This is a genomic window from Enterobacter sp. 302C9, from assembly GCF_034106085.1.
Lineage (GTDB): Bacteria > Pseudomonadota > Gammaproteobacteria > Enterobacterales > Enterobacteriaceae > Enterobacter > Enterobacter asburiae_B.
Map to the genome: position 1 here is coordinate 71,813 of NZ_JAWNBW010000008.1, position 13,839 is coordinate 85,651.

Sequence of the window (13,839 nt, forward strand, 5' to 3'; positions counted from 1 at the left end):
GGATGAACCAGAAATTTAATTTAAATCGGTTCTCGAATTCTGTCAGTAACCATACTTGGATAAGGGAACGCGCATGCTGTTGAAAACGTCTCGACGAACTTTCCTGAAGGGGTTAACCCTCTCTGGCGTAGCCGGAAGTCTTGGCGTATGGAGTTTCAATGCGCGTTCCAGTCTGAGCCTGCCAGTTGCCGCATCCCTGCAGGGTACTCAGTTTGACCTGACCATTGGTGAAACGGCCGTCAATATTACGGGCAGTGAGCGTCAGGCCAAAACAATCAATGGAGGCCTGCCGGGGCCCGTTCTTCGCTGGAAAGAAGGTGACACCATTACCCTGAAGGTCAAAAACCGTCTTAATGAACAGACGTCCATTCACTGGCACGGCATTATTCTTCCGGCCAATATGGATGGTGTTCCGGGGCTGAGTTTTATGGGCATAGAGCCTGATGATACCTACGTCTACACCTTTAAGGTTAAGCAGAACGGGACTTACTGGTACCACAGCCATTCCGGTCTGCAGGAACAGGAGGGGGTATACGGTGCCATTATCATCGATGCCAGGGAGCCAGAACCGTTTGCTTACGATCGTGAGCACGTGGTCATGTTGTCTGACTGGACCGATGAAAATCCTCACAGCCTGCTGAAAAAATTAAAAAAACAGTCGGATTACTACAATTTCAATAAACCAACCGTTGGCTCTTTTTTCCGCGACGTGAATACCAGGGGGCTGTCAGCCACTATTGCCGACCGGAAAATGTGGGCTGAAATGAAAATGAATCCGACTGACCTCGCGGATGTCAGTGGCTACACCTACACCTATCTCATGAACGGGCAGGCCCCGCTGAAAAACTGGACCGGACTGTTCCGTCCCGGTGAAAAAATACGCTTACGGTTTATCAACGGCTCGGCAATGACCTATTTCGATATCCGCATCCCCGGGCTGAAAATGACGGTCGTGGCTGCAGATGGCCAGTATGTAAACCCGGTTACCGTTGACGAATTCAGGATTGCCGTTGCCGAAACCTATGATGTCATTGTGGAGCCTCAGGGTGAAGCCTATACCATCTTCGCACAATCCATGGACAGGACCGGTTACGCGCGCGGGACTCTGGCCACGAGAGAGGGGTTAAGTGCTGCCGTTCCCGCCCTCGATCCCCGTCCTCTGTTGACCATGGAAGATATGGGTATGGGAGGAATGGGACATGATATGGCAGGAATGGACCACAGCCAGATGGGAGGCATGGATAACAGCGGAGAGATGATGTCTATGGACGGTGCTGGCCTTGCGGATAGTGGGACATCCTCCGCGCCCATGGATCACAGCAGCATGGCCGGTATGGATCATTCACAGATGGCCGGAATGCCGGGTATGCAAAGTCACCCTGCGTCAGAAACGGATAACCCACTGGTTGATATGCAGGCGATGAGCGTCTCACCGAAATTAAACGATCCGGGTATTGGTCTTCGAAATAACGGAAGAAAGGTTCTCACGTACGCGGATTTGAAAAGCCGCTTTGAGGATCCTGACGGACGTGAACCTGGCCGCACCATAGAACTGCATTTAACCGGCCACATGGAAAAGTTTGCCTGGTCATTTAACGGAATCAAGTTTTCAGATGCCGCACCGGTGCTGCTGAAATACGGTGAGCGACTCAGGATCACGCTGGTCAACGATACCATGATGACTCACCCCATTCACCTGCATGGTATGTGGAGCGATCTGGAAGATGAAAACGGTAATTTCATGGTTCGTAAACACACAATAGATGTTCCCCCTGGTACAAAACGCAGTTACAGAGTGACAGCAGATGCGCTTGGCCGCTGGGCGTATCACTGCCATTTGCTCTATCACATGGAAATGGGAATGTTTCGTGAAGTCCGGGTGGAGGAATGATGCGAATGAAGAGAAGTTTTAAGGCCATACCTGTTCTGATCGCCGGTTTGTTTACCTCACCGCTTTCGATTGCGGCGGGCTCCGTGTCTGCAGATCCCCACGCCGGGCACGACATGTCTTCCATGCAGATGCCAGCAGATGAGAATTTCACTGAGATGACGTCCATGGAGCCCATTGTAACTGAGAGCAGAACGCCAATTCCGCCTGTTACCGATGCCGACCGGAAGGCTGCATTCGGCAATTTACAGGGGCATGCGATTCACGACAGTGCAATTAATTATCTGGTTCTGCTGGATCAGCTGGAATGGCAACGGTCGGATAACACAAACAATTTCAGCTGGAGTGTTAACAGCTGGATTGGAGGCGACACAGACCGGCTCTGGCTAAAGAGTGAAGGCGAACGAAGCGGGGGGAAAACAGAGACGGCAGAAGCCCAGTTACTCTGGGGGCATGCGGTTGGCCCCTGGTGGGATTTGGTTGCGGGTGTCAGGCAGGATTTCAGACCTGCGTCTGCCCAGACCTGGGCTGCTGTCGGTTTTCAGGGGCTTGCTCTCTATAATTTTGAGTCTGAAATTACGGGTTTTGTCAGTAATGGTGGAAAAGCAGCCCTCCGACTGGGGGGAGAATACGACGTTTTACTGACAAACCGACTCATACTCCAGCCATCCTATGAGGTAAATCTCTACAGTCAGGATGATGAATCGCGGGGGCGCGGCAGGGGATTAGCTGACACAGAGCTGGGCCTTCGGCTGCGCTATGAAATACGCCGCGAGTTTGCACCCTATATAGGCGTCTCCTGGAATCAGCTTTACGGGAAAACGTCCGATATGGCGAAAAGAGAGGATGAGAAAGACCATCAGATAGTATTCCTGGCGGGAGCCAGAATCTGGTTTTAATACGTTGACTTAAAACACTAAACTAAACAGGTAAATAACATGTCGATTTTAAATAAAGCCATTATTACAGGTGGCCTGGTTATGGGCGTCGCTTTTTCTGCCATGGCCCATCCGGAATTAAAAAGCTCTGTGCCACAGGCAGATTCAGCCGTAGCGGCCCCGGAAAAGATTCAGCTTAATTTCTCGGAAAATCTGACCGTGAAATTCTCAGGTGCAAAATTAACGATGACGGGTATGAAAGGCATGTCATCACATTCTCCGATGCCGGTTGCGGCAAAAGTGGCGCCAGGCGCTGACCCTAAATCGATGGTCATTATTCCGCGAGAGCCTTTACCCGCTGGTACTTATCGTGTTGACTGGCGCGCGGTTTCTTCAGATACGCACCCTATTACCGGTAATTACACCTTTACAGTGAAGTAATATTATGAACGACCTGATTATGATTGTTATTCGTTTTTTTCTATATCTGGATTTGATGGTAATATTTGGATTGCCATTTTTTCAGATATACGGAATAAGCGGTGTCAGACATGAAACCTATAACCTGACTAATTTCAGGTCGTTTATAACCTTTGCTGTTGTTACAGGCATCATTCTTACTGGCATTAATATGCTCCTGGTATCTAATGCCATGAGCGGAGTAACTGACCTCAGAGAGTTATCCATCCATATTATCGAGATGGTGATAGAAGAAACTGATGTAGGTATTAGCTGGATTGTCAGGCTCTGTGCCCTGTTTACCACACTCGGTGCTTTGTTCCTTTACACTAATAAGAGAGTATTGTCCTGCCTGCTGATGACGATGAGTGGGGGCGTGGCGCTGGCCACACTTGCCTGGGGAGGACACGCCGTCATGCATGACGGTCTGCATTACTATCTCCATTTACTGAGCGATCTGACTCATCTCGGCGCTGCAGGTGCCTGGACAGGTGCTCTGGTTGCATTTGCTATCCTGCTGATGCGCAGAAACGCGCATAATGCACAGAGCGTCATTGTGATATCTGACTCCTTAGCAAAATTTGCCACGGCAGGTACGGTGATTGTTGTAGCCCTGATCCTGAGTGCGCTGGTCAACTATCTGTATATTGCTGAGGGTAATTTAACCCCCTTATTCAACAGCTCATGGGGGGGGATATTGCTTGCCAAGACGGCTCTGTTTGTTCTGATGCTTCTTCTGGCTGCAGCAAACCGGTTTCACCTGGGTCCCCGGCTTGAAGTTATGGTCAGGGAAGGGAATTATGATCGCAGTGTTGCCCTGATGCGAAACAGCATCCTGACAGAATTCGTTGTTGCGATTATCATTCTGGGCGCCGTAGCGTGGCTCGGAATGCTTGCTCCGTCTCAGGTCAGCTAGGGGACAGCCAAAGCTCATGCGTGAGATTTTTACTTTCATATCAGCGAGTTGACCATGCAGCGTATTTTAATCGTTGAAGACGAACAAAAAACAGGTCGTTACCTGCAGCAGGGACTGGTTGAGGAAGGCTATCAGGCCGATCTCTTTAATAATGGCCGCGATGGTCTCGGGGCCGCGTCGAAGGGACAGTATGATTTGATAATACTGGACGTGATGCTGCCTTTCCTCGACGGGTGGCAAATCATCAGCGCACTGAGGGAGTCCGGGCACGAAGAACCGGTCCTGTTTTTAACCGCAAAGGACAACGTGCGGGACAAAGTGAAAGGACTGGAGCTTGGCGCAGATGACTACCTGATTAAGCCCTTCGATTTTACGGAGCTGGTTGCACGTGTAAGAACCCTGCTGCGCCGGGCACGCTCGCAGGCCGCAACAATCTGCACCATCGCCGATATGACCGTTGATATGGTGCGCCGGACCGTGATCCGTTCGGGGAAGAAGATCCATCTCACCGGTAAAGAATACGTTCTGCTTGAGTTGCTGCTGCAACGCACCGGAGAAGTGTTACCCAGGAGTCTTATCTCGTCCCTGGTCTGGAATATGAACTTTGACAGTGATACGAATGTGATTGATGTCGCCGTGAGACGTCTGAGAAGTAAAATTGATGATGACTTTGAGCCAAAACTGATCCATACCGTTCGCGGTGCCGGATATGTCCTGGAGATCAGAGAAGAGTGAGGTTCAAAATTTCCCTGACCACACGCCTGAGCCTGATTTTTTCTGCGGTGATGCTTACGGTATGGTGGTTATCAAGTTTTATCCTGATTAGCACCCTTAATGGCTATTTCGATAATCAGGACCGCGATTTTCTGACAGGTAAACTTCAGCTCACCGAAGAGTTTCTTAAAACAGAGACGTTCCGGAACAAAACGGATATTAAGTCATTATCAGAAAAAATAAACGATGCGATGGTAGGGCACAATGGTTTATTCATTTCTATAAAAAACATGGAAAATGAAAAAATTGTGGAACTGTATGCCAAAAATTCTGTTGTTCCAGCGATCCTGCTTAATAAGTCGGGTGATATTCTCGACTATATGATCCAGACGGAAGAAAATAACACCGTGTACCGCAGTATCTCGCGGCGGGTTGCCGTGACGCCGGAACAGGGTAAAAGCAAACATTTCATCATTACGGTTGCCACGGATACCGGGTATCACACCTTGTTTATGGATAAGCTCAGTACCTGGCTGTTCTGGTTCAATATCGGTCTGGTCTTTATTTCTATTTTTCTGGGCTGGCTGACCACACGTATTGGTCTGAAACCGCTACGGGAAATGACCAGTCTGGCTTCCTCCATGACCGTACACAGCCTGGATCAGCGTCTTAATCCCGATCTGGCTCCGCCGGAAATTTCTGAGACCATGCAGGAGTTCAATAACATGTTCGATCGCCTGGAGGGGTCATTCCGTAAACTGTCTGATTTCTCGTCTGACATCGCGCATGAGCTGCGCACACCGGTCAGTAATCTGATGATGCAGACGCAGTTTGCACTGGCTAAGGAAAGGGATGTTTCGCATTACCGCGAAATCTTATTCGCTAACCTGGAAGAACTGAAAAGGTTGTCACGAATGACCAGTGACATGCTTTTTCTGGCACGTTCAGAGCATGGTCTGCTGCAGCTGGATAAACATGATGTGGATCTGGCCGCCGAACTGAATGAATTACGTGAGTTATTCGAGCCCCTGGCCGACGAAACAGGAAAGACAATCACGGTTGAAGGAGAGGGCGTTGTTGCCGGAGACAGCGATATGCTGCGACGTGCTTTCAGTAACCTGCTTTCCAATGCAATCAAGTATTCTCCCGATAACACCTGTACAGCGATACGCCTTGAGCGTGACAGTGACTGTGTGAACGTGATGATTACGAATACGATGTCTGGCCCGGTTCCCGCTAATCTGGAACGTTTGTTTGATCGGTTCTATCGAGCTGATTCATCAAGGGTCCACAACACGGAAGGCGCGGGGCTGGGATTATCAATTACAAGGTCGATCATTCATGCTCACGGCGGCGAGCTGTCAGCAGAACAGCAGGGGCGGGAAATTGTGTTCAAAGTGCGCCTGTTAATGGATTAATCCCGTTATTCAGGAGAAACCTGGAAGGTGACAAAATTGTCATCATTCAGTCACGCGATAAACAGAGGCGGTTTTTTATAATCATTCATAAATCAGGAGCAGAGTGATAACGCAATCGCCTGGTTCCTGGAGTGATGAATAACCCGCCCTGAGATCAAATGCTTTCTCTGTTATAAGCCGTTGATTGTTTGGGTATGAAAACACCGGAGACCCAACCATGAAAAAGATCCTTGTATCATTTGTTGCCATTATGGCTGTCGCTTCATCCGCCATGGCTGCAGAGACAATGAACATGCATGACCAGGTAAATAATGCCCAGGCACCCGCCCATCAGATGCAGTCAACCTCTGAAAAAAGCGCTGTTCAGGGAGACAGTATGACAATGATGGATATGAGCGGACACGATCAGGCTGCAATGTCCCATGAAATGATGCAAAACGGCAACGCTTCTGCCCACCAGGACATGGCGGAGATGCATAAAAAAATGATGAAAGGCAAACCAGGGGCCACCAACGAATCAGCAACGTCATTTTCAGAAATGAACGAGCATGAAAAAGCCGCTGTTGTGCACGAGAAGGCGAATAATGGTCAGTCTTCCGTTATTCATCAGCAGCAGGCTGAAAAGCATCGCAGCCAGATCACCCAGAATTAACCCGCAGCTCCACTTGTTAGACCCTCATTTGACGCCGAAGTCACTGGCTTACGCTCCCATTCGGGAGCGTTTTTTTTATTCTGTCATTTATCTTTGAGTCTTACGGGAATGGATTTAATCAGTTACTTAATCCCTGCCTCAGCAACAAGTCCCGGAAAGAGCAGTTTTATATTCCGGGTTTTTCTGCTCATAACCTCAACGGTGGCGCTTAGGATGTACTTTGTAAGTACCCAGAGTGTGTGTCATCGGTACCGGTGTTAATGCACCAGCCCATTCCAGCCATGTATACCCATGTAAATCCCAACAGCAGCAATCAGGGCGCTTGAAATATAGGGGGCTCTTCTGGCGATGGTATTGAAGCCACTCCAGCGTTTGGCGACCTGACGAACGCTGATCGCCGCACCCACTCCAACCGTTACGAGGGTCAATGCCAGGCCGATACTGAAACAAACAACCAGTGTGGCACCCAGCGTAAGCGCTTTAAGCTGAAGGCAGATCAACAATACAGTTATAGCTGCCGGGCAAGGGATAAGCCCTCCTGTCAGTCCAAATATCAGGATTTGCCCGTTGGTTACTTCTTTCCCGTCGAAGCGGCGTTTTATGTCATTGGCATGAGCCAGTTCGTGAGCGTCCTGATACTCTTTCGAATTCACATCCAGCCCATCAAGCTCAGAGTGGTCATGGTCATGGTCATGGTCGTGTTCAGTGAACGCCACATCATAGTCATGGACATGACCACGATGTCCCAGAGACAGACGTACGTTGAAACTGTGAGGCTCAGGGATGGGGGATGTTGACTCCAGATAATCACCATGATCAACAAATTCAAAAGTCTGAGAGATCGTACTGTTTTCCCGAAGTGTGGTTAATGAGATATCTTCAGAAGCCCATCTTTGGCCACTAAGAGTGCGTAGCCGCCAGTGGGGAAGTTGTCCTTCTTCAAAAATGGACAGTTCAACTTTTCCATGGCCAGTATCGATCAACCTTGTATCGTCATGGTGATGATGTTCATTCTCCTGCACTCCCTCCAGCCAGTTTTTCTCACCGCTCCAGGTTCGCCAGAACATCCAGAAAGCCGTACCAAGGATGATCACTGAAGAGACCATCTGTAGCCAGGGTTCGGCTGATTCTGCGGTAAATTTATTACTGATATACATCCCTCCAAAAGCAATCAGCCATACGACTGCAGTGTGCGACAACGTTGCCGCGACACCCAGCATCACGGCCTGACGTACGGTGCCTTTTATAGCAATGATGAATGCTGCCATCATTGTTTTGGAGTGCCCGGGTTCCAGTCCATGAAGCGCGCCAAGGAGAATGGCGCTGGGGATGAAAAACCATGCGTTGCCTTGCTGAAGAAGTGTCGTAAATTCGTTCATGAGAATCATTCTTGGTTATTAAGTGTTGGCAGGATTCTACTCCCCCCCAGTAAAATATACTACCCCCCAGTAGAATAACGCTGGTATAGTTACATAAAATATCCAGGAGAGTGAGAGCCCACATGTCACATACCATCCGCGATAAACAAAAACTGAAAGCACGTACGAGCAAGATCCAGGGGCAGGTTACTGCGCTGAAAAAAATGCTTGATGAACCTCACGAATGTGCCGCTGTACTGCAACAAATAGCCGCCATACGTGGTGCCGTGAATGGTTTATTGCGTGAAGTGATTAAAGGACATTTGACTGAACATATTGTTCATGAAAGTGAAGAACAGAAACGAGAAGAAGACCTGGACGTTGTGCTGAAGGTTCTGGATTCTTACATCAAGTGACAGTTTGGCTAAAAGCCCTGAGCATTAATTTATCTAAATAACACGTTATCAAGTGACGGTTTTGGGCTGTTTGTAGCGGCATAGTGAGTTTGTTTAATCAATGAGCTTTAAGATGCCCCCCTTCATGCAAGGCAACGCGTACATTTCTGGTACATCTACTTCCCTTACTTTGCTCAGGGCAACCCACATTGCAAAAGCCTCTACTCGCTGACCATCAAAATCACCCAACGTCAGATAATGGAAAAAAATTTTGGATGACATTTTGAAACGTGTCCTCTGCTGTGAACGTCGAGAGATGCTACGCGAGAAAGGAGATGACCTACTTAGTATCCTGTTAAGTAGGTCTATCTGAAGAAGTAGACAACTTTAAAGTCTTTTTCATGTTAAAGGAGACAACTTTAATGTCTGTGTACAGCAGAAGACAAGTGACATAAGAGCACAGCCACTCGTCACGGTTGGCTTTACGAGCTGACGGTGGTGACGTCTGTCACAGCAAGAATATTGCTCGCGGCCACGGTCCCCATCCTGATATATGACGCTGCGGTAACGCCGCCAATATGCGGTGAAATAACCACGTTTTCTACGGACTGCCAGAGGTGCGGCGCGGTCAGCGGCTCGTGGGTAAAGCTGTCCAGCGCGGCGCTGTGCAGCGTGCCATCCCTGAGCGCCGTCAGTAACGACTCATCGTGGATCAGCCCACCGCGTGCCGTATTGACCAGAATGGCGTTCCGCTTGCAGTGTGCGAGCGTTACGCTATTGATCATCCCCCGATTCTCATCGGTCAGCGGACAGTGCAAAGAGATGACATCGGAACGGGAAAGAAGTCCGTTCAGCGTTTCTGCACGTTCGCACAGGGCAGGCATAGTCTTAGCATAGGGATCGTAAGCCAGCACCTTCATGCCGAAAGCGTGACCAATAGTCGCCACGCGCGAGCCGATAGCACCCAACCCAATTAGCCCTAACGTTAAGCCCTCCAGTTCAATGGATTTATGCGTCGCCTTATCCCAGTGCCCGTCTCGCAGCCGCTTGTCCAGAGGCACCACTGACTTTGCGCAGGCGAGGATCAGCGCCCAGGTATGTTCAGCCACTGCCGCCGCGTTTGCGCCTGGCGCAGACCGGACGGCGATGTTGCGCTCGGCCGCTGCCGTCTGGTCTATCACATCGATCCCGCTTCCGTGCTTGGAAATAACCTGCAAAGCCGGGGCGGCATCCATAACTTTCTCGGTGATCCTGCCGTAACGTACCAGGATCGCCACAGGATTGTGTCGTTTACATAGCGCGATCAGGTCATCTTCTGTGGGCTGGCGGCCCGCAAACACCACCTCAAAGCCCTGTAACATCACCATGGCCTGCTCCGCCAGGTCGCTTCCGGTAACCAGCACTACGTCTTTGCCCCCCATCACAGCGTCTCCCCGTCGCTCAACATACCTGCCTTACGAAGCGCGTCATCAAGCCAGTGTGGACGTAAATCGCCTTCACGGATGGCAGCAAGACGCCGGGTCTCCATCTCCAGCTTTTCTTTTGCCAGAGCGATAACCTCCTGAACCTCATCTCGCGGGATAACGACCACGCCGTCGATATCCGCGACAACAAGATCCCCGGCCTGAACCGTCGCCCCGGCGACTGAAATGGGATGATTAACCCGGCCAGAAATTAACTTTGTCGGGCCGCAGGGGTTCAAACCGGCAGAAAAGACGGGGTAGTGACCTTTGCTCAGGGTGTCGGCGTCACGTACAGCGCCATCAATAATAATGCCCGCAATGCCGCTCGCCTGAGCCTGAGTGGCCATGATTTCCCCAAGCAGCGCGCAGCTCAGGTCGCCTTTGCCATCGACGACCAGGACATCGCCGGGCTGCGCCACCGCCATCGCGGCATGAATCGCCAGATTATCACCCGGACGGACTTCAACGGTGATGGCCGGACCCGCAACGGACATGTGTGGGGCCAGCGGTTTGATGCGGCCATGAAGCGTACCGCGGCGACCGGCCACGTCGGCCAGAATAGCTGCCTGATACTCGGCAGCCCGACGAACGTCCTCGGCAGAAACGCGCTCGAAATGGCGATTAATCGGTTTTTTTTCATTAACGGACATAAATGCCTCCATATTGTTTTACTGAGTACAATGCAGGTGTACAGAACAAAACAACTATAGCGGTGTTGCTTTCCTTTTAGCCAGACCCGAGGTGGCGTTTGTGATGTAAACACGAAGTGACTCACAAAATTTGAGGTACACTCACTGCCGGGCTAACAAGGAGATAATGATGGGGAATGAAGGCGTTGTAGCGGTTGAAAAAGCGCTGGCTTTACTGGATTGCTTCCGTCCTGGAGATGAGAGCCTGACGCTGACCGCGCTGGCACAGCTGTCGGGTTATCACAAAACCACGGTTTACCGCTTGATGAATTCTCTTGAACGGATGAATTACGTCGTCAGGCATGAAGACGGCAATTATGCGCTGGGCCCACGTCTGCTTTACCTCGGCAAGCTGTATGAACAATCTTTCCATCTTTCCCGGGTGGTTCAGCCAGAGCTTCAGGCCTTATCCCTGGCGTCTCAGGAGAGTGCCAGCTGGTATGTGCTGGAGGGAGGGCAGCGGCTTTGCCTGTTTCGCGCTGAAGCGTCGCATGGCCTGCGACACAGCAATCTTCCCGGCAGCCAGTTCCCACTCGATAATTCGGCCATCAGTAAGGTATTGCGTCATTGGGGGCTCAATGAAAGCCTGCCGGAGGGAGAAGCTGAACTCCCATTCTACACGTCAGGCGCGCGCGATCCCCACACCGCTGCGTTTGCGATGCCTGTCTTCGGCGTTCACGACAAGCTGGTTGCGGCGTTAGCCCTGACCGGCCCCATCTCGCGGCTGACGGAAGATCGTCGTGAGAAGGAGATAGGGCAGTTGATGAAGGTGGCTGCAAGCCGTCTGTCGCAGAAAATGGGCGCCAGCAAGCCCTTCTGTCAGCAGTTCTTTGGTGAAACGAGCGACGCGGCGGAAGAAAATCTTTAAATGCAGAAGCGGGACAAATGTCCCGCTTCTGTCATCGTTAATGCGTGACCTGTTTTTCGTGTAGCTGAGCGCGGCGGGCCTGCCGCCCCATAATGAGCACCGCGATACCCCCGGCCACGCACAGCGCGGCCAGCGGAAGCATTGCCAGCGTGTAGCTGCCCGTCCGCTCATTGATAATGCCGTACGCGTTTACCATCACCGCCCCGCCTATCAGGTTTGCGATGGCGCCAATCGCGGCCAGTCCCGCCGCCGCTGAGGTACTGCTCATCCAACCGGACGCCAGCGCCCAGAAAGGCCCTTTCATTGAATAAGCGCCTATCAGCATAATGCTCAGGATAACGATCGTGGCAGACAGCGAGACGCTTACAAAGGCGGCGAACACACCGGCGGCAATCATGAACAGCGTGAGTGCGGTATGCCAGCGTCGTTCGTTGGTACGATCGGAATTCCGTCCCCATACAATCATCAGAACAGATGCCAGACCGTAAGGAATAGCGTTAAGCAGACCTGTCTCAAGGTTATCGAGATGGAAGGATTTCAGCAGTTGAGGAGACCAGACGCTGATGGTGGTGCCCGCGGAAGATGCCCCCGCGTAAATCAGCGCCATCAACCAGATTTGGCGATGCTTCAGCAACTGCCACGTCGTCTGGTGTCCGATACTCTTTTGCTGATTGCGCTCGGTTTCCAGCGTGGTTTCCAGCCACTGTTTCTGTTCATCACTGAGCCAGCTCGCCTGATGAGGGCGATCCCGGAGAATAAACCAGGCTGCAATACCCAGCAGTACCGCCGGCAAGCCTTCAATAATGAACAGCAGATGCCAGCCGCGAAGACCCAGCCAGCCATCCAGTGACAGTATCAACCCGGAAAGCGGGGAGCCGATGAAGTTAGCGAGCGGGATGGCGACCATAAAGGACGCAATAATGCGTGCGCGGTAGCGGGACGGGATCCACCAGGTCAGATACAGCACGACGCCCGGGAAGAAGCCCGCCTCTGCAGCACCGAGAAGAAAACGGACGATATAGAGCGACGTGGTGTTCTGCACCAGGGCCATACACATGGAGACGATGCCCCAGCTGATCATAATGCGCGGGATCCACAGCCGGGCGCCGACTTTCTGCATGGCCAGGTTGCTGGGTACCTCAAACAAAAAATAGGCCACGAAGTAAAGGCTGCTGGCGAAGCCAAAGGCCGCTTTGCTGAGGCCAAGGTCCTCATTCATCTGCAGCGAAGCCATGCCGATATTCCCGCGATCGATAATGGAGACCAGGTAACTGACAATCAGAAACGGGAGAATACGCCAGATCACTTTCCGCATCGTCTCTCTTTCTATGTCCTCGGTGGCGGTAGCGCCGTTACGTAAATGTTCTGTCATTGTGTCCTCGCAGGGTTTGTTCTTTGTTTTATTAGGTACAACTCAGTTTTATTAAACAAAACCACTATAGCGACGGCGCGTTATTTTTATCCAGTTAATGGAAGGTTTAAATGATGTAAATAAGAGGTGACTCACAGATAGTGCGCTGCAGATATATCGCTCACAGCAGTCGAACCAGCCGCAAAGAGGGCACGCTGCAGGGGAGATAATCACGCAACGCAATTATTGCACCAACTTTTCCTCGTCATTCAACTAAGCTTCGACCAGGTGCCCCGCCTCGTTCGCGGGGCCAGATTCCTTTTGGTCGAGCACGCATCATGCAGCTACTCAGTATTATTATTTTGCTTACCCTTACCGTGGTGATCCATTCGCTGTGGATGTTTGGCGTTTTAAAGTTCATCAAATTAGAAGTCGATTCGGCGGTACGCATCGTTTTACGCAATGTCGGTATCGTGACCTCCATGATCTTCGCCCACCTCCTTGAGGCCGGACTGTTTGCTGCGTTTTATTTTGTCATCGACGCGTTTAATGACTGGAACACCAGCTTCTATTTTTCACTGGTCAGCTACGCTACCGTGGGATACGGCGACGTCACGTTACCCCAGCACTGGCGGCTCATCGGCGGGGTGGAAGGGCTGGTGGGCGCGTTGATGGTGGGCTGGTCTGTCGCGGTTCTGGTGGCGGTGCTGCAGCGTTTGCGCGGCATGAGCGCCTAAACGGCAGATGCACGATCCCCGCCTGGTAAGGTAAAGTACTCCTCCTTGCGTGG

The 13,839-nt window shown here is 51.2% G+C and carries 15 protein-coding genes; 10 read left to right on the plus strand and 5 right to left on the minus strand.

The genetic code is table 11. The annotated features are described in order from the left end of the window. Nucleotides 1-73 precede the first annotated feature (73 nt). The 7 genes from pcoA to UR289_RS15605 all read left to right on the plus strand — a co-directional run bounded on the left by pcoA (nucleotide 74) and on the right by UR289_RS15605 (nucleotide 6,925). Nucleotides 74-1,891 carry a multicopper oxidase PcoA gene (pcoA, locus tag UR289_RS15575; protein ID WP_028018072.1) on the plus strand — a complete coding sequence of 606 codons (1,818 nt, stop codon included), beginning with the start codon at nucleotides 74-76 and terminating at the stop codon, nucleotides 1,889-1,891. Nucleotides 1,892-1,896: 5 nt separating this feature from the next. Then, complete coding sequence (gene pcoB, locus UR289_RS15580) at nucleotides 1,897-2,787, plus strand: copper resistance outer membrane transporter PcoB (protein ID WP_181554112.1); 891 nt, start codon at nucleotides 1,897-1,899, stop codon at nucleotides 2,785-2,787. Between the two features lie 39 nt (nucleotides 2,788-2,826). Then, complete coding sequence (pcoC, locus tag UR289_RS15585) at nucleotides 2,827-3,207, plus strand: copper resistance system metallochaperone PcoC (RefSeq protein WP_028018070.1); 381 nt, start codon at nucleotides 2,827-2,829, stop codon at nucleotides 3,205-3,207. 4 nt (nucleotides 3,208-3,211) lie between these two features. Next, nucleotides 3,212-4,141 (plus strand): copper resistance inner membrane protein PcoD, encoded by a 930-nt coding sequence (gene pcoD, locus UR289_RS15590; protein ID WP_320710829.1) that lies wholly within the window; start codon nucleotides 3,212-3,214, stop codon nucleotides 4,139-4,141. Between the two features lie 54 nt (nucleotides 4,142-4,195). Beyond that, nucleotides 4,196-4,876 (plus strand): copper response regulator transcription factor PcoR, encoded by a 681-nt coding sequence (pcoR, locus tag UR289_RS15595; protein ID WP_320710832.1) that lies wholly within the window; start codon nucleotides 4,196-4,198, stop codon nucleotides 4,874-4,876. Continuing rightward, on the plus strand, nucleotides 4,873-6,273 hold the full coding sequence (gene pcoS, locus UR289_RS15600; protein ID WP_028018068.1) for a copper resistance membrane spanning protein PcoS: 1,401 nt from the start codon (nucleotides 4,873-4,875) through the stop codon (nucleotides 6,271-6,273). Before pcoR ends, pcoS begins: the two co-directional genes overlap by 4 nt. Nucleotides 6,274-6,490: 217 nt before the next feature. Beyond that, entirely contained in the window at nucleotides 6,491-6,925 is a 435-nt protein-coding gene (locus UR289_RS15605; RefSeq protein ID WP_000723070.1) for a hypothetical protein, read from the plus strand. Between the two features lie 257 nt (nucleotides 6,926-7,182). On the opposite strand, the gene UR289_RS15610 is transcribed toward UR289_RS15605, so the two are convergent. Then, on the minus strand, nucleotides 7,183-8,304 hold the full coding sequence (locus tag UR289_RS15610) for a nickel/cobalt efflux protein RcnA (protein WP_320710834.1): 1,122 nt from the start codon (nucleotides 8,302-8,304) through the stop codon (nucleotides 7,183-7,185). Between the two features lie 122 nt (nucleotides 8,305-8,426). On the opposite strand from UR289_RS15610, the gene rcnR reads away from it, so the two are divergent. Then, complete coding sequence (gene rcnR / locus UR289_RS15615) at nucleotides 8,427-8,699, plus strand: Ni(II)/Co(II)-binding transcriptional repressor RcnR (RefSeq protein WP_182382123.1); 273 nt, start codon at nucleotides 8,427-8,429, stop codon at nucleotides 8,697-8,699. Nucleotides 8,700-8,792: 93 nt separating this feature from the next. On the opposite strand, the gene UR289_RS15620 is transcribed toward rcnR, so the two are convergent. The 3 genes from UR289_RS15620 to UR289_RS15630 form a co-directional block, all read right to left on the minus strand. Then, nucleotides 8,793-8,960: a hypothetical protein gene (locus UR289_RS15620; RefSeq protein ID WP_320710837.1), complete on the minus strand. Its 168-nt coding sequence runs from the start codon at nucleotides 8,958-8,960 to the stop codon at nucleotides 8,793-8,795. 200 nt (nucleotides 8,961-9,160) lie between these two features. After that, complete coding sequence (locus tag UR289_RS15625; RefSeq protein WP_320710911.1) at nucleotides 9,161-10,099, minus strand: NAD(P)-dependent oxidoreductase; 939 nt, start codon at nucleotides 10,097-10,099, stop codon at nucleotides 9,161-9,163. After that, complete coding sequence (locus UR289_RS15630; protein WP_048981460.1) at nucleotides 10,099-10,791, minus strand: RraA family protein; 693 nt, start codon at nucleotides 10,789-10,791, stop codon at nucleotides 10,099-10,101. Before UR289_RS15630 ends, UR289_RS15625 begins: the two co-directional genes overlap by 1 nt. A gap of 169 nt (nucleotides 10,792-10,960) precedes the next feature. Here UR289_RS15630 and UR289_RS15635 point away from each other — a divergent pair, with 169 nt between their 5' ends. Next, the gene (locus UR289_RS15635) at nucleotides 10,961-11,698 is read left to right on the plus strand and encodes an IclR family transcriptional regulator (RefSeq protein WP_048981459.1); all 738 of its coding nucleotides are present in this window, start codon (nucleotides 10,961-10,963) and stop codon (nucleotides 11,696-11,698) included. 37 nt (nucleotides 11,699-11,735) lie between these two features. On the opposite strand, the gene UR289_RS15640 is transcribed toward UR289_RS15635, so the two are convergent. After that, entirely contained in the window at nucleotides 11,736-13,070 is a 1,335-nt protein-coding gene (locus UR289_RS15640) for an MFS transporter (protein ID WP_320710839.1), read from the minus strand. Between the two features lie 317 nt (nucleotides 13,071-13,387). Here UR289_RS15640 and UR289_RS15645 point away from each other — a divergent pair, with 317 nt between their 5' ends. Next, the gene (locus UR289_RS15645) at nucleotides 13,388-13,786 is read left to right on the plus strand and encodes a potassium channel family protein (protein ID WP_320710841.1); all 399 of its coding nucleotides are present in this window, start codon (nucleotides 13,388-13,390) and stop codon (nucleotides 13,784-13,786) included. Nucleotides 13,787-13,839: the final 53 nt, after the last annotated feature.

Coding starts and splice junctions, on each gene's coding strand:
- UR289_RS15620 (WP_320710837.1), bottom strand. CDS start 8,960: ATGTCATCCAAAATTTTTTTCCATTATCTGACGTTGGGTGATTTTGAT.
- pcoD (WP_320710829.1), top strand. CDS start 3,212: ATGAACGACCTGATTATGATTGTTATTCGTTTTTTTCTATATCTGGAT.
- UR289_RS15640 (WP_320710839.1), bottom strand. CDS start 13,070: ATGACAGAACATTTACGTAACGGCGCTACCGCCACCGAGGACATAGAA.
- rcnR (WP_182382123.1), top strand. CDS start 8,427: ATGTCACATACCATCCGCGATAAACAAAAACTGAAAGCACGTACGAGC.
- pcoB (WP_181554112.1), top strand. CDS start 1,897: ATGAAGAGAAGTTTTAAGGCCATACCTGTTCTGATCGCCGGTTTGTTT.
- pcoR (WP_320710832.1), top strand. CDS start 4,196: ATGCAGCGTATTTTAATCGTTGAAGACGAACAAAAAACAGGTCGTTAC.
- UR289_RS15630 (WP_048981460.1), bottom strand. CDS start 10,791: ATGTCCGTTAATGAAAAAAAACCGATTAATCGCCATTTCGAGCGCGTT.
- UR289_RS15625 (WP_320710911.1), bottom strand. CDS start 10,099: ATGGGGGGCAAAGACGTAGTGCTGGTTACCGGAAGCGACCTGGCGGAG.
- pcoC (WP_028018070.1), top strand. CDS start 2,827: ATGTCGATTTTAAATAAAGCCATTATTACAGGTGGCCTGGTTATGGGC.
- pcoA (WP_028018072.1), top strand. CDS start 74: ATGCTGTTGAAAACGTCTCGACGAACTTTCCTGAAGGGGTTAACCCTC.
- UR289_RS15610 (WP_320710834.1), bottom strand. CDS start 8,304: ATGAACGAATTTACGACACTTCTTCAGCAAGGCAACGCATGGTTTTTC.
- UR289_RS15635 (WP_048981459.1), top strand. CDS start 10,961: ATGGGGAATGAAGGCGTTGTAGCGGTTGAAAAAGCGCTGGCTTTACTG.
- UR289_RS15605 (WP_000723070.1), top strand. CDS start 6,491: ATGAAAAAGATCCTTGTATCATTTGTTGCCATTATGGCTGTCGCTTCA.
- UR289_RS15645 (WP_320710841.1), top strand. CDS start 13,388: ATGCAGCTACTCAGTATTATTATTTTGCTTACCCTTACCGTGGTGATC.